The organism is Streptomyces sp. ME19-01-6, assembly GCF_033793745.1.
Classification (GTDB): Bacteria; Actinomycetota; Actinomycetes; order Streptomycetales; family Streptomycetaceae; genus Streptomyces.
Window position 1 is genome coordinate 55,795 of record NZ_JARAXF010000034.1, and the last position, 22,782, is coordinate 78,576.

Genomic DNA, 22,782 nt, shown 5'->3' on the forward strand with positions numbered 1-22,782 from the left:
GATGGCCAAGATGAGCCAGGACGGCAGGGGAGGGGAGAAACCGGTACCGCAGCGCTTGCTGGCCGCGGCCACCCGCCTCTTCGCCGAGCGCGGCTACGACCGGACCTCCGTCCAGGAGATCGTCGAGGCGGCGGGCGTCACCAAGGGCGCCCTTTACCACTACTTCGGCTCCAAGGACGATCTGCTCCACGAGATCTACGGGCGGGTGCTGCGGCTCCAGCAGGAGCGCCTGGACGCCTTCGCGAACGCGGACGCGCCGGTCGAGCGGCGGCTGCGCGACGCGGCGGCCGACGTCGTCGTCACCACCATCGAGAACCTCGACGACGCGACGATCTTCTTCCGGTCCATGCACCACCTGAGCCCGGAGAAGCACAAGCAGGTACGGGCGGAGCGGCGGCGCTACCACGAGCGGTTCCGCGCCCTGGTGGAGGAGGGCCAGCGGGCGGGGGTGTTCAGCTCTAAGACCCCGGCCGACCTGGTGGTGGACTACCACTTCGGATCGGTCCACCACCTGGGCACCTGGTACCGCCCCGACGGCCCGCTCAACCCGCAGCAGGTCGCCGACCACCTCGCCGACCTGCTGCTGCGCTCCCTGCGGCCCTGAGCAAGGGGTTTCAGAGGTACTTCTTCAGCTCCCGCCGCGCCAGCGACCGCTGGTGCACCTCGTCCGGCCCGTCCGCGAGCCGCAGCGTCCGCGCCGCTGCCCACAGCTCGGCCAGCGGGAAGTCCTGGCTGACCCCGCCCGCGCCGTGCAGCTGCACCGCCCGGTCCAGGATGTCGACGACCGTGCGCGGAGTGGCGATCTTGATGGCCTGGATCTCGGTGTGCGCCGCCCGGTTGCCGACGGTGTCCATCAGCCAGGCCGTCTTGAGGACCAGCAGCCGCAGCTGCTCGACGGCCACCCGCGCGTCCGCGATCCACGCGTGCACCTGGCCCTGCCGGGCGAGCGGCTTGCCGAAGGCCGTACGGGACACCGCCCGGCGGCACATCAGCTCGATCGCGCGCTCGGCCATGCCGATCAGCCGCATGCAGTGGTGGATGCGGCCGGGGCCGAGGCGGGCCTGGGCGATGGCGAAGCCGCCGCCCTCCTCCCCGATCAGGTTGGCGGCCGGGACGCGCACACCGTGGAAGGCCACCTCGGCGTGGCCGCCGTGGTAGTGGTCCTCATAGCCGTAGACCCGCATGGCCCGGCGCACCTCGACGCCTTCGGTCTCGCGGGGGACCAGCACCATCGACTGCTGACGGCGGATATCGGAGGCGTCGGGGTCGGTCTTGCCCATCACGATGAGGATCTTGCAGTCCGGGTTCATCGCCCCGGAGATGTACCACTTGCGGCCGGTGATGACGTAGTCGTCGCCGTCCCGCTCGATCCGGGTCTCGATGTTGGTCGCGTCGGACGAGGCGACCTCGGGCTCGGTCATCGCGAACGCCGACCGGATCTCGCCGGCGAGCAGCGGCTCCAGCCACTGCTTGCGCTGCTGCTCGGTGCCGAACTGGGCGAGCACCTCCATGTTCCCGGTGTCGGGGGCGGCGCAGTTCAGGGCCGTGGGGGCCAGCTGGGGGCTGTGGCCGGTGATCTCGGCGAGCGGGGCGTACTGCAGATTGCTCAGCCCCGCGCCCAGCTCGGCGTCGGGCAGAAAGAGGTTCCACAGGCCCTGCTTGCGCGCCTCCGCCTTGAGCTCCTGGACGACGGGCGGGGTCAGCCAGGGGGAGTCCAGCCGAGCGCGCTGCTCCTCGGCCACCGCCTCGGCCGGATGGACATGGTCCGCCATGAAGGCGAGCAGCTGGGCCCGCAGCTCCTCGGTGCGGGCGTCGAATGCGAAGTCCATGGCTGTCTCAGCCCTTCCGTAGCGTGGTGAGGCCGCTCTCGACGAACACCGGGACGACTTCGCCGATGCGGTCGAAGCCGGCGCCGACGGTCTGGCCGAGGGTGAACCGGTAGTGGATGCCTTCGAGGATCACGGCGAGCTTGAAATAGGCGAACGCCGTGTACCAGGCGACGCCGCCGACATCGCGGCCCGAGCCGGCCGCGTACCGCTCGATCAGCTCGCGCGGGTCGGGGTGGCCCAGGGCGCCGCTCGTGGTGCTGATCGGGGAGTCCGCCGTCTCCTCCTGCTCGCTGTACATCACCAGCAGGCCCAGGTCGGTCAGCGGATCGCCGAGGGTGGACATCTCCCAGTCGAGAATCGCCTTGATCCGGTCATCGGCGCCCACGAGCACGTTGTCCAGCCGGTAGTCGCCATGCACCACCGTGGGGGCGGGGGAGAGGGGCAGGGCCTTGCCAAGCGCCTCGTGCAGCTCGTCGATCCCGGGCAGCTCACGGTTGCGCGACGCGGCCAGCTGCTTGCCCCAGCGGCGCAGCTGGCGCTCCAGGAACCCGTCCGGGCGCCCGAAGTCGGCGAGACCGACGGCGGCCGGGTCGACGGCGTGCAGCGCGACCAGGGTGTCCACCAGGCCGAGGACGACACGGCGGGTGCGCTGTGGGCCGAGGGCGGTGAGCTGTTCGGCCGTACGGTACGGCGTGCCCTCGACGAACTCCATGACGTAGAAGGGCGATCCGAGGACCGACTCGTCCTCGCACAGCAGCACCGGCTCCGGCACGGGCACGCTGGTCGGGTGCAGCGCGCCGATCACCCGGTGTTCGCGCCGCATGTCGTGGGCGGTGGCGAGCACATGACCCAGCGGCGGGCGGCGCACGACCCAGCGGGCGGCGCCGTCGTCGACCGTATACGTGAGGTTCGACCGGCCGCCCTCGATCAGCTCGGCGCGCAGCGGCCCGCGCACCAGACCCGGCCGCTCACGGTCCAGGTGGGCGCGGAGCCGTTCGAGGTCGAGTCCTGGCGGATTGCCTGGGTTCATCGGGTCTCTGCCTCCGTTGAGGGGTGCTGCGGGCGGGCGCGGGGACCGCGAACGGACGGTCCCGCATCATGATGCCGACCAGTCGGTATGGAGTCCAGTGCCGGGCCGCCCGGTTTGCGCCGGCTCCTGGGGAGCAGGAGCGTCGAAGGCGGGGGCGTGGCCGGCGAGCGCGCTCCCGTACCGCCCGCACAAGCGCGAAGGAACGCGAGGAGCGCCCCATGAAGGCCATCACCTACCGCCGCTACGGCGGCCCCGAGGTCCTGGAGTACGGGGAGGTCCCCGAGCCCACGGTCGGCCCCGACTCCGTCCTGGTCAAGGTCAGGGCCGCGGCCGTCAACCCGGTCGACTGGAAGGCGCGGGCAGGCTATCTGGACCCCGTCCTGGACGCCGTCTTCCCGGTCATCCCGGGCTGGGACGTCGCGGGCGTCGTCGAGCGGCCGGGCCCGGCGGTGACCGAGTTCGCGGCGGGCGACGAGGTGATCGGATACGTCCGCGAGGACTTCCTGTCCCGGGGCACCTTCGCCGAGTACGTCGCCGCGCCCCTGCGCACGCTCGCCCGCAAGCCGCGGAACCTCACGTTCACGCAGGCCGCGGGCATTCCGCTGGCGGGCCTCACGGCGTACCAGACGCTGGTCGGGGCGCTGAAGGTCACCGAGGGCGACACCGTCCTGGTGCACGCCGCCGCGGGCGGCGTCGGCTCCATGGCCGTCCAGCTGGCCAGGCACCTCGGCGCCCGGGTCATCGGCACCGCCAGTGAGCGCAACCACGAATATCTGCGCTCGCTGGGCGCCGATCCGGTCACCTACGGGGCCGGGCTCGGCGAGCGGGTGCGGGCGCTGGCGCCCGGCGGGGTGCACGCCGTCTTCGACACGGTCGGCGGCGACGCGCTCACCGACTCGGTCCCGCTGCTGGCCACGGGCGGGCGGCTGGCCTCCATCACCGACCAGGCGGTCCTCGCCCTCGGCGGCCGCTATGTCTTCGTCCGGCCCGACGCGAACGATCTGCAGGACCTCACCGACATCGCGGAGCGCGGCGCCCTCGGCGTCGAGGTCTCGTCCGTCCTCCCCCTGGAGAAGACCGCCGACGCGCACCGCCTCAACGAGGAGGGCCACACCCGCGGCAAGATCGTCGTCACGGTCGGCTAGTGCCGCGTCAGTCAAGGTTTGCCCGGTAGCGAGGCGTCCTGGTGCGGTCAGCTGCAAGGCGCCGGATCGGCCTCCGGGGGCACCTCCCGGCCGAAGGCCGGGGGCGGGCCTACTCGGCTGATTCGGCAACGCAGCAGATGGCCGTGCCAGGGCGGCGAGCGGGGCAAACCTTGGCTGATGCGGCACTAGCGACGCGCCTCAGCAGGGCGGCGCCTCAGCGCCTCAGCGCGTCACCAGGCCAGCGCGGCGCCGAAGGCCGCGAGCGCCAGGGTGCAGCCTGCCGCCGCCGCGGCCGCCCGCGGGGACAGTGCGGGCGGACGCGGCGCGGACACCGCCCGGATGCGGCGGCCCGCCACACCCAGGAAACCCAGCCAGACCAGCGCGGCCAGCGCCGCGCAGAGCAGGGAGACCGGCCCGGTCCCGTTGTGCAGGGCCTGCCGGGCGGCCAGCGACGCGGCGACGGCGCAGGCCAGCGTCGTACGCCGCCAGGCCAGCCGGGTCCGCTCCGGCTGCAGCCCCGGATCCCGCGGCCAGGGTCCCTCGGGGGGCGGCCCCGTGGGTGAGTCGGGCCCGGCCATCGGCTCAGCCGCCCCAGCGGACCGCGACGAGGACCACCATCAGCAGGGCGATCACCCCGACGGCCAGCCCCAGCACGACCGGGAAGCGGGAGACCGGCAGGTCCTCGCCGCGCCGCATCGCCCGTTCGCAGCGGATCCAGTGGTTGAGCGCCCGCACTGCGCACACCGCGCCGCCCGCCAGCAGCGTGAGCGCCGCCGCCAGCCGCAGCGTCCGGTTCGTGTCCGGCAGGAACTGATCGACCGCGAAGCCCCCGCCCACCAGCGCCATCGCGGTGCGCAGCCAGGCCAGGAAGGTGCGTTCGTTGGCGAGGGAGAAGCGGTAGTCGGGGGTCTCCCCCTCGGTGCGCAGCCGCTCGGGCGCGAACCACAGCCGCACGTCGGCGACGGCGGAGGCGAGCCTGCCCCGGGCCGGCGTGCGGTTGGCGTCGATCATGCGACAAGCCTACTAGGGCCCGTCCGGACCCTCCGGAGACCGACCCTGGTGGCGCCACTCCAGCAGCCGCCGGTAGGCCTCCGCGCCGTCCGGCACCCACTCCCACTCCGTCAGCCGCCGCCCCAGCTCCTCCTCGCTCAGGAAGGCGTGCCAGGCGATCTCCTCGGCCTGCGGGGCGACCGGCAGTTCGCAGCGGACCTCGTAGATCCGCGACCACCAGGTGTGCTCGGGCGTGTCGTAGAGGAAGGAGAACAGCGGCGTCGGCGCGGGCAGCCCGGACACCCCCAGCTCCTCCTCGGCCTCGCGCAGCGCCGCCGTGTCGTACGACTCGCCCGCGCCGACGACACCGCCGACGAACATGTCGTACAGGGAAGGGAAGACGAGTTTGTCCGCGGTGCGGCGGTGTACGAAGATCCGGTCCGCGCCGTCCCGGGTCAGCACGAAGACGGTCCGGTGGCGCAGCCGGTGGGCCATGGCGTCGGCGCGCCGGGACTGACCGATCACCCGGTCCCGCTCGTCCACGATGTCCAGCAGCTCGTCGGCGGAACGCGGCTCCTGCGGCGGTTCCTTCTCAGGCATGCCACCATCCAAGCAGAGCGGCGGCTCGAGCAGAACGGCGGCTCAAGAGCGACGGGGGCGCGGTCAGCGCCAGTGCCCTCCGCCCGGGTACCCCGACCCGCCGCGGTCGCGCCCCCCGTGCCCGGGGTCCGAGCCGTCGTACCCGGAGCCGTACCGGTCCGACCACTCCTCGGCCCAGCGGGCCGCCTCCTCCGCATCCCGCTGCCAGTCCTCGGCGGACCGCCCCCGGTCTCCCCACTGGGACGGCCAGGAGGGGCGCGACGGCTGCTTGGTGCGGGCCGGGGGCTGGGCGGGCGCCGTGGACGGGGCCTTGGGCTGTGCGGCCGGGACGCGGGGGGCCGCCGCGGGCTCGGCGGCGCTCGACGCGCCCGGCAGCGGCTTGGCACCGACCGCCGCGTCGGCCACCGGGACGGTGTCGTCGGCGCCCGCGTCGGGCGCCGACGACGGCGCGTCGTGCGCGGGCGCGGCGGCGGCCTGGCGGCCGTCCTTGCCCAGCATCAGGAAGAGCGCGGTGGCGGCGCCGGTGGCGGAGAGCAGGATCGCCCCGGCCGCGGCCTTGCGCCGGTCGCTGACCGGGCGGCGGCGGGCGTGCCGGGGGCCGACCACCTCGCCCCGCAGCACCTGCGGCTCCTCGTCGGCACAGGCCCCGGCGAGCTCGACGGGCTGTGGGCCGGGAGTGACCAGCGTGGGACTCACTACGCGCTTGTCCGCGCCGCGCGGCCGCGAAGGAGAAAGATGGTGGTCAGCCATGGGGCCTGATGATGCCCGTCCGCCGAACCCCTGTCCATCTCGGCGATCGCTTGTGCCCGTTATGTCGTACAAGGCGGTGCGGCACGGGAGTCGGGAGGCTGAGCCGGGCGCCAGGAGGTCCGCTGCCCGCCCGGCGGGTTGACGCCATACTGACCGGTAGGCAGGATCGACCGACACCATCGGTGCCCGGGCGCCACGGCCCGGCCGCCGGCCTTCCTGCGCGCTCCTGACAGAACGGGACACCAGAAACCATGGCGTACGACGCGGATGTGATCGTGGTCGGGGCGGGGCTCGCGGGGCTGGCGGCCACCGCCGAACTCGCCGACGCGGGCCGCAAGGTGATCCTGCTGGACCAGGAGCCCGAACAGTCCCTCGGCGGTCAGGCCCACTGGTCCTTCGGTGGCCTCTTCCTCGTCGACTCGCCCGAGCAGCGCCGGCTGCGCATCCGCGACAGCCGCGAACTGGCCTGGCAGGACTGGCTGGGCACGGCCGCGTTCGACCGCGAGGAGGACCACTGGCCGCGCCGCTGGGCCGAGGCGTACGTGGACTTCGCGGCCGGGGAGAAGCGGGCCTGGCTGCACGCCCAGGGGCTGCGGCTGTTCCCGCTCGTCGGCTGGGCCGAGCGTGGCGGCTACGACGCGACCGGACACGGCAACTCCGTCCCCCGCTTCCACGTCACCTGGGGCACCGGCCCCGGCGTCGTCGCGCCCTTCGAGCGGCGGGTTCGGGCCGCGGCCGCGCGCGGCCTGGTCCAGCTGCGCTTCCGGCACCGGGTCACCGGACTGTCCCGCAGCGCGGGCGCCGTCGACACGGTGACCGGCGAGATCCTGGAGCCCAGCGACGCCGAGCGCGGCACCCCCAGCGGCCGCGAGGTCACCGGCGCCTTCGAGCTGCGCGCCCAGGCGGTGATCGTCACCTCCGGCGGGATCGGCGGCAACCATGAACTCGTCCGCCAGAACTGGCCCGAGCGGCTGGGCGCCCCGCCCGAGCGGATGCTCTCCGGCGTCCCCGCGCACGTGGACGGCAAGATGCTGGGCGTCGCGGAGGCGGCGGGCGCGCGACTGATCAACCGCGACCGGATGTGGCACTACACCGAGGGCATCGAGAACTGGAACCCCATCTGGCCCCGGCACGCCATCCGCATCCTGCCCGGCCCCTCCTCGCTGTGGTTCGACGCCCGCGGCAAGCGGCTCCCCGTACCGCTCTTCCCGGGCTTCGACACCCTCGGCACGCTCGAACACATCATGCGGACCGGCTACGACTACACCTGGTTCGTCCTCACCCAGAAGATCATCGAGAAGGAGTTCGCGCTCTCCGGCTCCGAGCAGAACCCGGACCTCACCGGCAAGAGCGTCCGCGATGTGCTGAACCGCGGGCGGGGCGGGGCCCCGGGCCCGGTCCAGGCGTTCATGGACCACGGCGCGGACTTCATCGTCGAGCGGTCGCTCACGGGCCTGGTGCGGCGCATGAACGAGCTCACCAAGGAACCGCTGATCGACGAGGCCGAGCTGCGCCGCCAAATCGTCGCCCGCGACCGGGAGATCGCCAACCCCTACACCAAGGACCTCCAGATCACGGCCCTGCGCGGCACCCGCAAGTACCTCGCCGACCGCCTCATCCGCACCGCCGCCCCACACCGCGTGCTCGACCCCAAGGCGGGCCCGCTGATCGCCGTGCGCCTCAATATCCTGACCCGTAAGACGCTGGGCGGCCTGGAGACCGACCTGTCCGCGCGGGTGCTGACCGAGGGCGGGGAGCCGCTGCCGGGCGTGTACGCGGCGGGCGAGGCGGCCGGGTTCGGCGGGGGCGGCGTCCACGGCTACCGCTCCCTGGAGGGCACCTTCCTCGGCGGATGCCTCTTCTCCGGCCGTACGGCGGGCCGCGCGGCGGCGAAGGCGGTGGGGTAGCGCGTCCCCGCACCCGGCGCCGGATTTCTGACGGAAGTCTGACGAACGGCCGAGGGCCCTGGCGCCCGCCACCCCCGGGGTGCTCTCATCGAACCCATGGACCGCAACCCCGGCGCCGCGGAGCACGCCGCCGCCGACCCGGACACCGCCGACCCGGGTGCCACAGAACCAGGCGCCGCCGACCCGGACACCGCCGACCCGGGTGCCACAGAACCAGGCGCCGCCGACCCGGACACCGCCGACCGCGGCACCCCCGTCGGCCGTCGCGTCATCCTCGGCATGCTCGCCCTGGGCACGGGCGGCATGGCCGCCGCCCCCTGGCTGCAGCGCCGCCTGGAGACCTTCCTGGCCACGGCGGCGGAGAACGACCCCACCGGGGTGACCGGGCTGCTCCCCAACGGCGGCGGGTTCCGCTACTACTCGGTGACCTCCTCCGTCCCCCACAAAAACGCCGAGAACTACCGCCTGACCGTCGGCGGGCTCGTCGACAAGCCCGCCGGCTACCGGCTCGCCGACCTCCGCGCGCTGCCGCAGCACCGCATCGTCCACGACGTCCAGTGCGTCACCGGCTGGCGCGTGCCGCACACCTCCTTCGAGGGCGTACGCCTGGCGACGCTGCTCGACGCCGCCGGGGTCCGCCCGGGGGCCGGGGCGGTCCGCTTCACCTGCTTCGACGGGGCGTACAGCGAGAGCCTCACCCTCGAACAGGCCCGCCGGGACGACGTCCTGGTCGCCCTGCGGATGCGGGACGAGCCGCTGGGCCACTCCCACGGCGGCCCGGTGCGGCTGTACGTCGCCCCCATGTACTTCTACAAGTCGGCGAAGTGGCTCTCCGGCATCACGGTCACCCGCGACGTACAGCCCGGCTACTGGGAGCACCGCGGCTACGACGTGGATGCCTGGGTCGGCAAGTCGAACGGACGCGACGATGCCCCCACGACCTGACGCGCGCCCCGGTGGCGCCGCCCCCGTACGCTCCGCCGCGCGCGCCCGCTCCGGGCCCCGCCCCCGCGTGGCCCGCTTCACCCCGGCCGAGCGGTGGATCCACCGCACCACCGCCGTTCTCCTGGGCGTCTGTGTGGCGAGCGCGGCCTGTCTGTACCTGCCCCAGCTCGCCGAACTCGTCGGCCGCCGTGTCCTCGTGGTCACGGTGCACGAGTGGACCGGCATCCTGACCCCGGTCCCGACGCTGCTGGGCCTCGCCTCCCGCGCCTTCCGCGCCGACCTCTCCCGCCTCAATCGCTTCGGCCCGCACGACCGCCGCTGGCTGCGCTCGGCGCTGCGGCGCGACAGGAGCGACGGGGCCCGCCCGGCGGGCAAGTTCAACGCCGGGCAGAAGCTGTACGCCGCCTATATCAGCGGCGCCGTGCTGGTGATGGCGGGCACGGGGCTGTTGATGTGGTTCACCGGCCTGGCCCCGCTGGTCTGGCGCACCAGCGCCACCTTCGTCCACGACTGGCTGGCGCTGGCCGTCGGCGTCGTCCTGCTCGGGCACATCGGCATGGCGCTCGGCGACCCGGAGGCCCGGCGTGGCATGCGCACCGGCACGGTCGACCAGGAGTGGGCGGCCCACGAGCACCCGCTGTGGCGCACCGGCGAGGACCGCGATCGGTAAGCCTCACGGCCCTTCCCGGAATTCGCCCGACGGCGGCCGGGCAACACAGGCGTGAATTGAAAGCCACCGCCCGTTCCCGATGCCATGATGCGACACGTGCCGTCAATTCCGCAGCAGGGAAACTCCGGGAAAGGGAATGCTCGAATGGCCGAGAAAGGGCTCAGGAGGGCCATCGCGCGCTGCCGGGCGCCGATCACGGGATGCGCCGCCGCGCTCCTCGCGCTGAGCGGGTGTCTCGGTACGCCCGGCGGGTCGCACCGGCAGGGCGGGCTGTGGGTGAACCCGGACAACCCGGCCGCCCGGCAGGCCCGTGAGCAGCGGCGCGCGGGCCGGTACGCGGAGGCGGAGCTCATGCGGCGGATCGCCGACGAGCCGATCGCCGAATGGCTGGGCCCGCATCCGCGCGAGCGGGTTCGGTTCCTCACCGAATCCGCGGCGCGGGAGAATCGTACACCGGTGCTGGTCGCCTATCACATTCCGTACCGGGACTGCGGAAGATATTCCCGGGGCGGGGCGAGGAACGACGCCGAATACCTGGACTGGATCCGTGAGATCGTCTCCGGAATCGGCGAGCGAAAAGCGATTGTCGTATTGGAGCCCGACGCGGTGGCTCAGGTGGTCGACGGCTGCGTTCCGAAGCGGCTGCGGGCGCCGCGGCTGGCCCTGCTGCGCGACGCGGTCGCCATGCTCTCCGCGATGCCCGCCACTCGGATCTACCTGGACGCCGGGAACCCGGGATGGATCAGGAACTCCGAGCGGCTGGTGGAGCCGCTCATGAAGAGCGGCATCGACCAGGCGGACGGCTTCGCCCTGAACGTCTCGAACTTCCAGCCGACGCGGGTGACCCGCGCCTACGGCCGTCGCCTGTCCACCCAGCTCGGCAGGGTCCACTTCATCATCGACACCAGCCGCAACGGCAACGGCCCGCTCGCCTCCGGCCGGGGCGCGGGCGACGACGGCAAGGGCGGTGGTGGCGCGGGCGCCGCGCGCTCCGGCAGCGGCGACCAGGAGAGCTGGTGCAACCCCCCGGGGCGGGCGCTGGGGGAGCCGCCGAGCACCCGCACCGGCGACCCTTCCATCGACGCCTATCTGTGGATCAAGCGCCCCGGCGAGTCCGACGGGACCTGCAACGGCGGCCCCCCCGCGGGCCGTTGGTGGGCCAAGTACGCGCTCGACCTGGCCCGCAACGCCAGGGCGCGCGGCAAGTGAGGACAGGCGCGGGCGCGGGCCGTCAGCGAGCCCCGGCGCGGGCCGTCGGCACCGCCGGGGCGGCGTGCCGCCCGCGCCGCGCGAGGAGCAGCCCGCCCGACCAGATGGCCATCGGCGCCAGGCACAGAGCCAGCGCCAGCAGCGCCCAGGTGCGCATCGCCGCGTGGGTGTGCCCCAGGAACAGCGAGGCGACCAGCGAGCCGCCGAAGACCACGGCCCACACCAGATGGATCCGGAAGGTGGACAGCTGGTCGGCGCTGGAGGAGTCGCCCTTGGGCGTGACCACGAACCGGCTCTTGCGCCGCAGCAGCGCGTCGCACAGCGACTTGGCGTAGATCGGGGCGGACAGCGCGGAGAGCAGCATCCCCGCCACCCCGCCGGAGCCCTCCGGCTCGTGCGGGGAGACGTTGTGCCGCCGGTTCCAGATGTACAGGCCGATCTGCAGGGCCGCGGCGTCGCTGTAGAGCATCATCCACATCTCCGCCGGGATGTGGATCCCGGACGCGCCCAGCACCAGGAACAGCCCGCAGGACAGCGCCGACAGCATCCAGTTGAGCGCGGTCATCGGGTAGTACGCGATCATCAGTGAGTAGTTGAGCAGCTTCCCCGGTGAGAGCGTGAACGGCGCCTTCCAGAACTGCTTGAGCACCGTCTCGTAGGTGCCGCGGCTCCAGCGCAGCTGCTGGGTGAAGAAGTCCGTCCAGGTGCTCGGGCCCTCCCCGACGGCCAGCACGTCCGGGGTATAGACCGAGCGCCACTTCTTCCTGGTGACGGGGTTGCGGCGGCGGTGCAGCTCGAAGCCGGTGGCCATGTCCTCGGTGATCGAGTCGTACAGCCCGCCGATGCTCCGCAGCGCGGCGATGCGCACCGCGTTGTTGGTCCCGACGAACATCGGGCCGCCATAGGCGTTTCCCGCCCGCTGGATCAGCGCGTGGAAGAGGAATTGCTGGCTCTCGGCCGCCTTGGTGACCGCCGTGTCGTAATTTCCGTACACCTGCGGACCGACCACAAAGGCGACATCGGGATCGCGGAAGTAACCCATCATGCGCTCGAGGAAGTTGGGCAGCGGAACGTGATCGGTGTCCACACAGGCCATGAATTCGTAGTCGTCGCCGTGGGCGTCCAGCCAGGCGTTGTAATTCCCGTGCTTGGTCCTGGCGCGGAAGGATCCTTTCGGCTGATTCCACTTCTCGACGCCCTTGCGGGAGAAATGCCGTACGCCCAGCCGGGCGCACAGTTCCTTGGCCTCCTCGTCGTTACCCTCGTCGAGCAGCCATACGTCGAGCCCCCCGGCGTGTCTGACCCGCTTCGCCCCCTCCAGCGTCGCCCGGACCATCTCGATCGGCTCCTTGCCGGGGACGAAGCTGGTCAGGAACGCCACCTGGGTCCCGGGCTCGGCGGTCACCGGCACCGGGTCGCGGGCCACCAGCGTGGCGTGCGCGTTGGAGACCACGGTGAACAGGCGGAACGCCTCGATCAGCGCGATCGAGATCAGCATCGTCCGGTCCGCGGCCGTCTCCCAGGCCGCCACATAGTCGCGGTGCACCCAGTGCTGGGGCTGTAGCAGCCACAGCAGCAGCAGCGCCGAGCACACCGGCGCCGCGCACAGCAGCAGCGCCGCGCGGACGCGGTGCGGCTCCTGTGCCAGCAGGCTCCGGCAGCGCACCCGGTACGGCCGGCCGGGCGGGGGCTGCGTCAGCGGGCCGGCCAGTTGGCTGTACCGCTCGTACTCGTAACTTCCGGTCGCGCCCCGGCGGCAAGAGGCCGTCTCGTGGTGCGCGGGCCGCGCGGGAGGGGGCGAGGGCGCGGCACCCTTCTCGGCCGTGTCTTTGACGGGGGTAGGTGCGGACATCTGGGCACTCCCGCGGGTCGTCGGGACGCAATATCGCGCGGCGATGACCCGGACGGCCTACATTCGTCATGTCATCGCGCGAGATGAGAAGGTAACAATCCCCTGGGGAATGACTGTGCAAATCGGATTTTCGGCGCGCCCTGTCGCGCCCTGCCGATATGCCGAGCGGGCCATCACTCCGACGGCCTATCGACGCGCGTCTTACGTGATTTACATTCCGTCATCTGTCATGGTCGGAAGCGATTCAGCGTGCATGTTTCGACCGCGCGTCACGGCTGTGGGTTTCGGGGTGCGCGAGGCAGCCCGCGCCACGGGGCGTGCGACATACGGAAGATGGGGCCCGGTCGCCCGATGAGAGTGCTGCACATCATCTCGCGCCTCGGCGTGGGTGGCGCCGAACAGCAACTGCGGCTGCTGCTGCGCCACCTGCCCGCCCGCTGTGACGTCCTCACCCTGGCCGCCCCCGGGGCCGCGGGCCACGGCATCCGGGCGGACGGCGTGCCCGTCACCCATCTGCCGATGGGCGGCCGCGACCCGATGGCGCCGGCCCGGCTGGCGCGGTTCATCCGCGGCGGCGGCTACGACCTGGTGCACACCCATCTCTACCGGGCCTGCGTACACGGCCGGATCGCCGCCCGGCTGGCGGGCGTCGGCGCCGTGATCGCCACCGAGCACAGCCTCGGCGAGCGCCACATCGACGGCCGCCCGCTCACCGTCGGCACCCGCGCCCGCTACCTCGCCACCGAGCGCCTGGGCTCGGCGACCGTCGCCGTCTCGGCCGCCGTCGCCGACCGGCTGCGCGGTTGGGGTGTCGCCAACCACCGCATCCACCTGGTGCCCAACGGCCTGGACGCCCGCCACTTCCGGTTCACCCCGGCCGCCCGGGCCGCCGCCCGTGCCCGCCTCGGCATCCCCGCACACGCCTTCGTGGTCGGCGGGGTCGGCCGGCTGGTGGCGGCCAAGCGCTTCGACGTGGCGCTGCGGGCCGTCGCCGAGGTGCCCCAGGCCAGGCTGCTGCTGGTCGGGGACGGCCCCGAGCGCACCGCGCTGCGGGACCTGGCCGCCTGGCTGGGGGCGGCCGACCGGGTCCGGCTGCTCGGCGAGCGCGACGGGGCGGTGGCCGGGACCGGGGACCGGCCCGCGGACATCCCCGGGCTGCTGGCCGCCATGGACGTGTTCGTCGCGCCTTCCGCGGAGGAGGCGTTCGGGCTCGCCGCCGTGGAGGCCCTGGCGGCCGGGCTCCCGGTGCTCCACGGCGTCTGCCCGGCCCTCGACGAACTGCCGCCCGGCGCGGCCCCCGGCGCCCGCCGCATCGGCCCCGGCGCCGCCGCCCTGGCCGACGCCCTGCGCGAGCGGGCCGCCGCCGGCCCCGTACGGCACCCGGTGCCCGCCGCCGTCGAGCGCTACGACATCGTCCGCACCGCCCGCCGGCTGGCCCTGCTGTACGAACGCTCCGTCAGCTGCGGGCCCGACGGCTGCGCCCGCGGCCCCGCCGTCACCCTGCGCTGGCCGCGGAGCGGTGCTCCCGCGGGCTGACCCCGCGCACCCGCTTGAAGGCGGCGCTCAGCGCGAAGGGGCTGCCGTAACCGACCCACCGGGCCACCGCCCCGAGGGTGGCGCCCGGCTCCCGCAGCAGATCGGCGGCCAGATCCAGCCGCCAGCCGGTCAGATACGCCATCGGCGGCTCGCCGACCAACTCGGTGAACCGGCGGGCCAGCACCGCGCGGGAGATCCCGGTCTCCGCCGCCAGCAGCGCCACCGTCCACGGATGGCCCGGGTTGTTCTGCAGCAGCCGCAGGGCGCGGCCGACCACCGGGTCGCCCAGCGCCCGGTACCAGGCCGGGGCCCGCGCCTCGGGCCGCGCGAACCACGCCCGCAGCACCGAGATCAGCAGCAGATCCAGCAGCCGGTCCAGCACGGCCGTCTGGCCCGCCTCCTCTTTGACGATCTCCTCGCCAAGCCACGGCAGCAGCGGCAAATCGCATGCCTCACGCCCCAGCACCAGCAGCGGGGGCAGCGCGTCCAGCAGCCGCCGGCTGATCTCCCCGTCCATCCAGTACGTGCCGACCAGCATCGTCGCCGCACCGTGCTCGCTGTTGCCCCAGGTGCGCACGCCCAGCGCCATCCGCTCCGCCAGGTCCTCGCCCTCGGCGGTGCGGCACACCTCGCCCGGCAGGATCCACGCCTGGGGCTCGGTGGCCGGATCGCCGGCCACCGTGTACGGATCGGGGCCGCGCACGACCGCGACATCCCCCGGACCGAGCCGCCGCGCCTCGCCCCGGTCCGGGACCACCCACGCCTCACCGCGTGCCACGGTCATCACACACAGCGGGGCCCGGTCCTCGATCCGCACCGACCAGGGCGGGTCCATCACCATCCGGAGCAGAAACGCCCCCCGGGCCCTCGGCCCGTCCAGCAGACCGGCGAGTGGATCCATCACGCCCGCGACCGCCGGTCGAGGGCGGCCGTCGAGCCCCGTACCACCAGATGGGTGGGCAGCACCCGCTGCGGGGGCTGCTCGCCCTCGGCGGCCGGGGTGGCCAGTATGCGGCACAGCAGATCGACGGCGGCCCGCGCGCCATGCGCCTTGGGCACCGAGACCGTGGTCAGCGGCGGCGCCACGCTCCCCACCTAAACGATCTCCACCAACCCCGACGCCGCCACCGCCTCGACACCGGCCGCCCGCTCCCGCGCCGCCCATGAGCTGCGCGGCCCGCCGACATACGCGATCCTGCGGTGGCCCAGCGCGTGCAGACGGGTCAGCGCATCGGTCATCCCCTCCACCAGATCGGCCGTGACGCACCCGAACCCGGGCTCCTTGGGGTGCGGCAGCACGATCGGCTTGTCGGTGAAGTCCCCGAGCGACCCCAGCCCCTCGCCGCTCAGATCTGGGACGATCACGCCCAGATGGCCCGTACGGCCGGTGATCAGCCCGCGCGCCGCCTGGTTGGGCTGGTGGCCGAGTCGGTCGGCGGCGGCCCGCACCCGCTCGCGCGTCACAGGGCTCACCGCCCCGCCGGGCGCCAGGGCCCGCGACACGGTGGACGGGGACACTCCCGACGCCTGCGCGACGTCCCGAATCGTCACCTGCACGCCCCGAGGTCGACACCCCGTTCCACCGGCGTCAATCGCCGTCAGTCGCGGTCGACACTTTCCTAAAGTTGATCTAATCGAAAGTGCTTGCGAGGTGGTGCCGAGTACGCCGAGCCGGAGTTCGCCGAAGATTGCGGGGCCGATCGATGGCGCGTGGCGACGCGGCGGATGACGGCCAGGTTGCGGCTATGGGTCACTGGTCGACGAATCACCCTAAATGCCTGTTTGGTTGTGGGTCTATCGACCCTCACACTGGCGCGCGTCTCGCGGTTAGGATGCGTTCGATGCTGCCCCTTCACGAGCACCGTTGCCGATTGTTCTCCCATTTGAGGCGACCGGTGTCCGTGGTGCCGGTCGCAGCGCAGCGGCATGAGTCAGCGTGACCGCCGACCGCAGGGCACGCCGTTCGATCTCCGTGGAAAGACGACCCTCACCTGACGGAATATAGACCTGGGGGACATGTTGTATTCGTGTGTCGAAAGTGTAGAGGCGGCTTGGTTCCGTCTAAGATGTCGTCGGCACGGGTACAATTCACCGCTGGGGTCTGAAGCGCGACCATAAAGCTTCGGCGCTCATTGCGTGTAGGCCACTGATTCGAAAGCACGTTCAAAATCGGGGTGAATGTCGAATGCTGGCCATTTTCGATGGCAAAAGAAAATCCCCTTGCTCTGAGGAGGTCCCGGCGACAGCGGGAGGTCACCTGGTATGAGGTATGAGATTCTTTGCCCATTACGCGTCGTCGATGGTTCGTCGATCACCTCACTCAGCGCCCGGAAGATCGAGGTGCTGCTCGCGGCCTTGCTGGTGCGTGCGGACGAGGCGGTGAGCAGCGAAGACCTCGTGAAGGAGATCTGGGGCACTCGCGCACCGCGCCAGGCCATCGCGACGCTCCACGTCTACGTGTCCCAGCTCCGCAAGTTCCTGAAACGGCCCGACCGGGCCGAGAGCCCCATCGTGACCGCGCGCGGTGGGTATGTCCTGCGACTGGGCACGGACGAGCTGGACTTTCACATCTTTGAGGATCTGATGCGCCAGGGGCGGGCCGCGCAGCGGGCCGGCCGCACCCAGGAGGCGTGCGAGGCTTACGAAGAGGGGCTCGCCCTCTGGCGCGGTCCGGTCCTTGAGGACCTGCGCGACGGGGCGATCATCAACGGCTTCGTGTGCTGGGCCGAGCAGGCCTGGCTGGAGTGCGTCGAGGCGTTTGTGGACGCCGGCCTGGAACTCGGCCGTCACCGGGAGTTCGTCAGCTTCCTCTATGGGCGGATCGAGGAGCTCCCGCTGCACGAGGCGTTCTACCGTCAGCTCATGCTGGCGCTCTACCGTTCGGGGTGCAGAGCCGACGCCCTGAGCGTCTATCAGTCGGCACGGACCGTGCTGAGCGAGGAGCTCGGGCTGGAGCCGTCGGTCACTCTCAAGCGGCTGCATCAAGCCGTTCTCGTCGACGCCCCGGAGCTCGAAGCGGCCTAGTCGGCGAATGTACCGGGGTGGGGACAGGGGTAATTCGGTACCGACCGAGTACAGGGGGAAAATTCAGTGCGGTACGAGATATTAGGGCCTCTCCGGGTGGTGGACGAGAAGGGCAGCTCGCTGCTCAGAGCGCAGAAACTCGCCACCGCCCTGGCGGTACTGCTGATCCGATCGGACCAGGTCGTGATGGCGGAACAGATCAGCAGGGAGATCTGGGGGAAGCTGGCTCCGCAGCGCACCACCGCAGGTATCTATGTCTGCATTTCACGGCTTCGTAAGTTCTTGAGCCGGCCGGGCCAGCAGAACCCCATCATCACGCGCCCCGGCGGATACATGTTGCGCCGGGCGTCGAGCGAATGTGACTTCGATGTCTTCCAGCGGCTGGTCACGGACGGCCGCAGACTCAGCAGGTGTGGTGAGCCCGCGAAGGCGGCGGGCTGCTTCGAGCAGGCGCTGGCACTCTGGCGCGGCCCGGTGCTCGGCAACGTCCAGATCGGGCCGATCGTGGCGGGTTTCCTGAAGCGGCTGGACGAGATGCGCATCGAGTGCGCGGAAATGTCTGCGGAGGTGTATCTCGAACTCGGCCGCCATCAGGAACTCGTCGGCCGACTGCGGTCTCTCGTCGACGAGTTCCCGCTCCAAGAGACGTTCTACCGGCAGCTGATGCTGGCCCTCTACCGATCGGACCGGAAGTCCGAGGCGCTCGGCATCTACGAGTCCGCCCGGCGGGTCCTGGACCGGGAGCTGGGTCTCGAGCCCGGTAGGAAGCTCAGGGAGCTGCGCCACACGGTTCTCGCCTCGACCTGACGGACAGGCCGTGCTCGCCGGGGGCTTTCTCGCGTGCGGCGCGAGAAAGCCCCCGGCGAGCATTTAGCCCCCTGGTTACTCGGCGACGTAGGTCCGGCGGATCCATTCGAACACCCGCAGGCTCCGCCCTTGGTGTTTCACGACCTGACCTGTGGGCTGAAAGTGTTCGTAGGCATTGCCGACGAGAAGTTTCAGGGTCGATTCGGTGTCATTGACATACCGCGTGCACGACTCGTCGGCCGGCTGCATGGGGCCGCCGCGCAGGATGACGTTGGGCGCAGATGCGGACATAGGAGACTGCATTCCCTTCACTATGCATTCAAGAGAAGGTTGGCATGAGGCGAAAGTGTGTCGAAGCTGCCTCGTACTCGCAAAGGGCCTCCAGAGGGCCCGACATGGATGGGATTCCAGATCATCCCGATCCGCTCGCCCCAAGCCGCCGCGACTGGTCCAGCTTAGACGCGTCGGGTCATGCGGTGTGAGGGTCGTTCGACCGACAAAAGACATTCGCTTTTCCTCACGGATCGTGAGGTTTCCGCTATCGCCGTGTCACACCGATGGTCGCCGAGGATGGATGATCGATGCCGATTCCCACACTGCCGCCCGGCATCGACCTGCCGGGTTCAGCGCGCCTTCCTGCTCCGGCGGGGCCCTGGGCGCGCGAATACGTGGCGTTCAACCGGCGGTTGGCCCTCTACGGCCGGGCCGGAGTGATAAGCGCCTGTGCCGTGCTGGCCGTCGTGGCCATGCCGGTGGGAGAGATGGCGCCCGCGGCGGTGGCCGCGGCCACCACGCTTGCCTGGAGCTGGCTTCACCTGCGCCTCACCACCGACTCGAGGATGCGGCCCCGGCCGCTTTTCGCCCTGGATCTGGCGGTTATGACGGCCCTGTGCCTGAGCCAGCGGTTCACGGTCCCCGACGCGGGGACCGATCACGCCGGCACCTGGATCCTGGTGGCGCTCAACTTCACGGCCGTGGCCTACCAGCTCTCCCAGACGCCCCTGATCGGGATTCTGGCGACGTTGTGGCTGTGCTGCGCGGATCTGGCGGGTGCCGCGTTGCACCCGGAGCTGGAGTGGTCCGACGCTCTGCACAGCGTGGTCTGGGTGGTGGTGAACAGCGCCCTGGCTCAGCTCGTGGTTCGGCTGGTGTTCAGCGAGAGCCGGGCGGCCGACGAGGCCGCCGACCGGGCCGCGCGGGCCCGGCGGCAGGGGGAGGCGGCGGAGGCTCGTTGTGCCGCGGAACGGGAGCACCTGGCCGCGCTCCACGACACCGCCTGCGCGACCCTGCTGATCGCGTCGGCGCCATGGGCGTCGATGCGACCGGAGACCCTGCGGGCCCAGGCCGCGCGGGACCTCGTCCGATTGCGCGCCGAGCAGGCGGTCGTCGGGGAAGTGGACCTGGCCGCCGAGCTGGCCGAGGAGATCGCCGCCCATCCCCTCCGCGTCACCGCACGGTTCGACGAGGACCTCGGCACGGTCTGGCACCCTGCCGCGGCGGCGCTGCGCGGCGGCCTCGGTGAGGCGCTGCGCAACGTGGCCCGCTACGCGGGCGTCACCGTGGTGCGGGTGAGGGCGGAGCGCGTGCGGCACCGCGTCGTCGTGACCGTCGTCGACAGGGGGGTGGGGTTCCATGCCGAACGCATCCCCGCCCATCGGATCGGAATCAAGCGTTCCATCTGCGGGCGGATGCGGAACATCGGGGGCCGCGCGACCGTGAAGTCACGGCCCGGGTACGGCACGACGGTGCGTCTGGAGTGGCCGCGTGTCTGAGGACCTCCGTCAGCTGATCACCCGCCACCAGCTCCGCGGCATCCGTACCGGGGCACTGGCCATCGTGATCACCGTCCACGTCGGGTCCGCGCTGCCCGCGCTCCTGGCCGGCCTGGACGAGTACCGGCACCCCTGGGTCCCGCTGACCGCCTACGGCCTGCTCACGCTGATCCTTGGCGGCAGTGTTCTCGTCGGCATCGGCGGACGCCCGTGGCCGCGCGGTTGGGTGCCGCTGGCACTGGTCTGCGCCTTCGCGGCCTCTGTGGCCACTACCACCCAAGTGCCGGCGGACCAGTACTTCGTCGGCCGCGCCCACTGGTCCTTCTCGCTCGTCGGCTGGTTCGCCGTCGTCCTGCTCGGCCACCGGGGGCTGGCGGCGTTCGGCGTCTTCACCGGGTGCCATCTGGCCGTCATCGTGGCCCAGTTGCTGGCGGCCGAGGTTCCCCCGCGGGCCATCGCGGCGAGCATGGCCCTGCGGGCCCTGTCCGCCTGTTGCCTCCAGATGACCATCGCCGCCGGCGCCAAGCTTCTGCTCAACAGCAGCACGGCCATCGGCGAGGCCCTGCGGGCGCAAGAGCGCGTGTGCACCCGCATCGCCGTCGGCGCACAGATCCAGGCGGACCAGCGCCAGCGGTACGCCGAGCTGAACACCACCGTGATCCCCCTGCTCACCGGGCTCGCCGACGGTTCCCTCGACCCGCAGGACGACGAGGTGCGGCGGGCCTGCGCGCTGGAAGCCGCCCGGCTGAGACGGCTGTTCGCGGAGAGCGACTTTACGTTCGACCCGCTGGTCCACGAGATGCGGGCCTGCATCGACGCCGCCGAGCGCAACGGGACCACCGTGCTGCTCGCCGTGCGCGGCGACCCCCTCGACTTGCCGTTGCAGCTGCGCCGCGCGCTCCTGGACCCGGTCATCGCCACACTGGCCGCCGCCGGGGAGACGGCCCGGGTCACTGTGGTCCGCGGCGAGGACCAGGTGCGGGTGGGCATCGTGGTGGACGCGCTGCGGGACCGGCTGCCCGAGGCGGCGGCGAGCGGGATCCGGGTGCGTACGGTCCAGGGCGAGCACCACTGCCTGGTCGAGGCCGCGTGCCGGATCACAGCTCGTCCAGCGCGATCAGACCGTCCTGAACCGCCCTGGCCACAAGCTTGGCCTTCGTGGTCGCCGGGCGGCCGACGTTGGCGTACTTGATGCGCACCCGGTCCAGGTAGGTGTTCACCGTGCGCTCCGATATCCCCAGGCTCTGGGCGACCATCGCCTTGGACTCGGACTGGAACCACTCCACCAGCACCTCCACTTCCCGGACGGACAGCACGGGGCGGCTCTGCCGCGTGTCACTGCCGAACGCTCCGGCCAGCGACGGGGGTGTGTAGGGAATGTCGTCGGCAGCGGCCTGGATTGCCTTGACCAGGTGCCGCTGCCCCTCCCCCTTGGTGATATAGGTGGCCGAGCCCAGGTCCATGCAGGTCAACGCCGCCTCCTGGCTGTCCCGCATCGTGTAGACGACGACCTTGCGCTCCTGTGCGACCAGCTCCTGCAACTCGCCGTACGCGGGTTGCCCGTCCCGCAGCAGCAGGTCCAGGACGACGACGTCCGCGCTCCGGCCCGGTCCGCAGCGGGCCACTGATACATCTGCCCCCTCGGCCACCACCTTGATCGGCACGTCGGCGGCGGCACACCACGCCGCGATGCCCGCGCGTACCACGGGGTGATCATCGATCAACACGACACTGAGCGGAATCCCTAACTCCACACGCACCTACCCCAATCGCCAGGCCACTTGTCAAAATGTAGACAAATTGATGTAGTTCGAGCCCTGGGATTGGGCTCGCTTGATGTGATGCTCCACGTAATGCCTGCGGTTCCGCCTCAATCGGGACGGGGCCTGTCAAAAGGTTTCCCGGGTTTCGTGTGGCGGATGCGAAGGCGGGGCCAGGAGTTGTTGCCGCCCGGGATCGTGGAGGCGTCGAAGGTGTGACTGCGTGTGGTCCGGGGGCCGCTTCCGCGATGTTTGGCTGAGTACGGATGCGAACCGTTGGCCTCTTCGAGGAAGACGTGGAAGTCCCACGCGTCGCCCGGGAGTTACGGGTGAGTGAGAAGTCGGTCTACCAGTGGCGCCGCACCTGCGCGTCTCCGGGGTGACCCGGCTGCCGCACCGGATGGGCTGCAGCGTGCAGATGCCCGCCCGGCCCGCCGCCGAACGCGACGAGGACGCGATCACCGTATGGTGGGAGGCGGCCTGGCAGGCGGTAAAACCCTCCGGGCGGCGACCGGCGCGTTCATCTGCTTCGAGGGCGAAGCGGGCGTGACCGGCCGGCCGCCCAAGGTGCCGGCATGGCATCCTCGGCGGATTCCTCGCCGGGACGGGGCTCGCTCTCGACGGACCGGACGGACCCTGACGTGCCGAAGTCAGTAATTTCCGACGGCCGGTGCGAGGGCTCAATTCGCAGGCACGCAGGGTGTCCCCATGGTGGCTCTGCGTGTTGATCCGGTGCACATCGCGGCCCGATTGCTGCAAAAATGAAGAGATGTGACCGCTTTTACTTTGCTTGTTATCTGGCCTTTGGATTCCCCTGTTATCTTGCCGTGATCGTGGAAGATCGTGTGAAAAGTGGGGCAGTTGACAGTGATGCTGCTGTCAAGGTTTCATTAAAGAAAGCTGCTGAGTAGTGAGTGTGTCCACCGCTGTGTGATGAAGTGACCCAGCATCTCGCG

The 22,782-nt window shown here is 71.5% G+C and carries 25 protein-coding genes; 13 read left to right on the forward strand and 12 right to left on the reverse strand.

Translation table 11 applies throughout. The features are described 5' to 3' along the window. Positions 1–10: 10 nt before the first annotated feature. On the forward strand, positions 11–604 hold the full coding sequence (locus PV419_RS43265; RefSeq protein WP_319698590.1) for a TetR/AcrR family transcriptional regulator: 594 nt from the start codon (positions 11–13) through the stop codon (positions 602–604). A 10-nt stretch (positions 605–614) separates the two neighbouring features. On the opposite strand, the gene PV419_RS43270 is transcribed toward PV419_RS43265, so the two are convergent. Beyond that, complete coding sequence (locus PV419_RS43270; protein ID WP_319698501.1) at positions 615–1,829, reverse strand: acyl-CoA dehydrogenase family protein; 1,215 nt, start codon at positions 1,827–1,829, stop codon at positions 615–617. 7 nt (positions 1,830–1,836) lie between these two features. Next, positions 1,837–2,859 (reverse strand): phosphotransferase family protein, encoded by a 1,023-nt coding sequence (locus tag PV419_RS43275; protein WP_319698502.1) that lies wholly within the window; start codon positions 2,857–2,859, stop codon positions 1,837–1,839. Positions 2,860–3,077: 218 nt separating this feature from the next. Here PV419_RS43275 and PV419_RS43280 point away from each other — a divergent pair, with 218 nt between their 5' ends. After that, complete coding sequence (locus tag PV419_RS43280; RefSeq protein WP_319698503.1) at positions 3,078–4,004, forward strand: NADP-dependent oxidoreductase; 927 nt, start codon at positions 3,078–3,080, stop codon at positions 4,002–4,004. Positions 4,005–4,234: 230 nt separating this feature from the next. Here PV419_RS43280 and PV419_RS43285 read toward each other — a convergent pair whose 3' ends face one another. From PV419_RS43285 to PV419_RS43300, 4 genes are all read right to left on the reverse strand, one after another. Beyond that, a complete protein-coding gene (locus PV419_RS43285; protein ID WP_319698505.1) occupies positions 4,235–4,582 on the reverse strand; it encodes a DUF202 domain-containing protein in 348 nt (115 codons plus the stop codon). 4 nt (positions 4,583–4,586) lie between these two features. Next, a complete protein-coding gene (locus tag PV419_RS43290; protein WP_319698507.1) occupies positions 4,587–5,015 on the reverse strand; it encodes a YidH family protein in 429 nt (142 codons plus the stop codon). Between the two features lie 12 nt (positions 5,016–5,027). Continuing rightward, a complete protein-coding gene (locus PV419_RS43295; RefSeq protein WP_319698508.1) occupies positions 5,028–5,594 on the reverse strand; it encodes an NUDIX hydrolase in 567 nt (188 codons plus the stop codon). A 63-nt stretch (positions 5,595–5,657) separates the two neighbouring features. Beyond that, on the reverse strand, positions 5,658–6,344 hold the full coding sequence (locus PV419_RS43300) for a hypothetical protein (protein ID WP_319698509.1): 687 nt from the start codon (positions 6,342–6,344) through the stop codon (positions 5,658–5,660). A 251-nt stretch (positions 6,345–6,595) separates the two neighbouring features. Between PV419_RS43300 and PV419_RS43305 the strand changes: the two genes are divergently transcribed. The 4 genes from PV419_RS43305 (at position 6,596) to PV419_RS43320 (ending at position 11,075) form a co-directional block, all read left to right on the forward strand. Continuing rightward, a complete protein-coding gene (locus PV419_RS43305; protein ID WP_319698511.1) occupies positions 6,596–8,251 on the forward strand; it encodes an FAD-binding dehydrogenase in 1,656 nt (551 codons plus the stop codon). A 96-nt stretch (positions 8,252–8,347) separates the two neighbouring features. Beyond that, positions 8,348–9,196: a molybdopterin-dependent oxidoreductase gene (locus tag PV419_RS43310; RefSeq protein ID WP_319698512.1), complete on the forward strand. Its 849-nt coding sequence runs from the start codon at positions 8,348–8,350 to the stop codon at positions 9,194–9,196. Beyond that, positions 9,180–9,866 carry a cytochrome b/b6 domain-containing protein gene (locus PV419_RS43315; protein WP_319698514.1) on the forward strand — a complete coding sequence of 229 codons (687 nt, stop codon included), beginning with the start codon at positions 9,180–9,182 and terminating at the stop codon, positions 9,864–9,866. Before PV419_RS43310 ends, PV419_RS43315 begins: the two co-directional genes overlap by 17 nt. Before the next feature lie 144 nt (positions 9,867–10,010). Beyond that, on the forward strand, positions 10,011–11,075 hold the full coding sequence (locus PV419_RS43320; RefSeq protein ID WP_319698516.1) for a glycoside hydrolase family 6 protein: 1,065 nt from the start codon (positions 10,011–10,013) through the stop codon (positions 11,073–11,075). 22 nt (positions 11,076–11,097) lie between these two features. Here the strand turns inward: PV419_RS43320 and PV419_RS43325 are convergent, their stop codons facing one another. Beyond that, positions 11,098–12,927, reverse strand: coding sequence for a cellulose synthase catalytic subunit (locus PV419_RS43325; protein ID WP_319698518.1), 1,830 nt, complete (start codon positions 12,925–12,927; stop codon positions 11,098–11,100). A gap of 351 nt (positions 12,928–13,278) precedes the next feature. Here PV419_RS43325 and PV419_RS43330 point away from each other — a divergent pair, with 351 nt between their 5' ends. Further along, positions 13,279–14,463: a glycosyltransferase gene (locus PV419_RS43330; protein WP_319698520.1), complete on the forward strand. Its 1,185-nt coding sequence runs from the start codon at positions 13,279–13,281 to the stop codon at positions 14,461–14,463. Here PV419_RS43330 and PV419_RS43335 read toward each other — a convergent pair. Genes PV419_RS43335 through PV419_RS43345 form a run of 3 tightly spaced genes read right to left on the reverse strand, consistent with a single transcriptional unit; the run spans position 14,423 to position 16,014 of the window. After that, the gene (locus PV419_RS43335; protein WP_319698591.1) at positions 14,423–15,364 is read right to left on the reverse strand and encodes an AraC family transcriptional regulator; all 942 of its coding nucleotides are present in this window, start codon (positions 15,362–15,364) and stop codon (positions 14,423–14,425) included. The genes PV419_RS43330 and PV419_RS43335 overlap by 41 nt on opposite strands. After that, a complete protein-coding gene (locus tag PV419_RS43340) occupies positions 15,364–15,549 on the reverse strand; it encodes a substrate-binding domain-containing protein (RefSeq protein ID WP_319698522.1) in 186 nt (61 codons plus the stop codon). Before PV419_RS43340 ends, PV419_RS43335 begins: the two co-directional genes overlap by 1 nt. 9 nt (positions 15,550–15,558) lie before the next feature. Then, positions 15,559–16,014: a LacI family DNA-binding transcriptional regulator gene (locus tag PV419_RS43345; protein ID WP_319698524.1), complete on the reverse strand. Its 456-nt coding sequence runs from the start codon at positions 16,012–16,014 to the stop codon at positions 15,559–15,561. 711 nt (positions 16,015–16,725) lie between these two features. Between PV419_RS43345 and PV419_RS43350 the strand changes: the two genes are divergently transcribed. Further along, on the forward strand, positions 16,726–17,487 hold the full coding sequence (locus tag PV419_RS43350; RefSeq protein ID WP_319698525.1) for an AfsR/SARP family transcriptional regulator: 762 nt from the start codon (positions 16,726–16,728) through the stop codon (positions 17,485–17,487). A 96-nt stretch (positions 17,488–17,583) separates the two neighbouring features. Continuing rightward, positions 17,584–18,294: an AfsR/SARP family transcriptional regulator gene (locus PV419_RS43355; protein WP_319698526.1), complete on the forward strand. Its 711-nt coding sequence runs from the start codon at positions 17,584–17,586 to the stop codon at positions 18,292–18,294. Positions 18,295–18,369: 75 nt separating this feature from the next. Here the strand turns inward: PV419_RS43355 and PV419_RS43360 are convergent, their stop codons facing one another. Next, on the reverse strand, positions 18,370–18,585 hold the full coding sequence (locus PV419_RS43360) for a DUF5988 family protein (protein WP_319698528.1): 216 nt from the start codon (positions 18,583–18,585) through the stop codon (positions 18,370–18,372). Positions 18,586–18,875: 290 nt separating this feature from the next. Between PV419_RS43360 and PV419_RS43365 the strand changes: the two genes are divergently transcribed. After that, positions 18,876–20,066 carry an ATP-binding protein gene (locus tag PV419_RS43365; protein WP_319698529.1) on the forward strand — a complete coding sequence of 397 codons (1,191 nt, stop codon included), beginning with the start codon at positions 18,876–18,878 and terminating at the stop codon, positions 20,064–20,066. Next, positions 20,059–21,258, forward strand: a complete 1,200-nt coding sequence (locus tag PV419_RS43370) for a hypothetical protein (protein WP_319698531.1) — start codon at positions 20,059–20,061, stop codon at positions 21,256–21,258. Before PV419_RS43365 ends, PV419_RS43370 begins: the two co-directional genes overlap by 8 nt. Here PV419_RS43370 and PV419_RS43375 read toward each other — a convergent pair. Beyond that, complete coding sequence (locus tag PV419_RS43375; protein WP_319698533.1) at positions 21,164–21,793, reverse strand: DNA-binding response regulator; 630 nt, start codon at positions 21,791–21,793, stop codon at positions 21,164–21,166. The genes PV419_RS43370 and PV419_RS43375 overlap by 95 nt on opposite strands. 299 nt (positions 21,794–22,092) lie before the next feature. Here PV419_RS43375 and PV419_RS43380 point away from each other — a divergent pair, with 299 nt between their 5' ends. Continuing rightward, a complete protein-coding gene (locus tag PV419_RS43380) occupies positions 22,093–22,209 on the forward strand; it encodes a hypothetical protein (protein ID WP_319698535.1) in 117 nt (38 codons plus the stop codon). Then, positions 22,179–22,376 (forward strand): winged helix-turn-helix domain-containing protein, encoded by a 198-nt coding sequence (locus PV419_RS43385; protein WP_319698536.1) that lies wholly within the window; start codon positions 22,179–22,181, stop codon positions 22,374–22,376. Before PV419_RS43380 ends, PV419_RS43385 begins: the two co-directional genes overlap by 31 nt. The last annotated feature ends 406 nt before the right edge of the window (positions 22,377–22,782 follow it).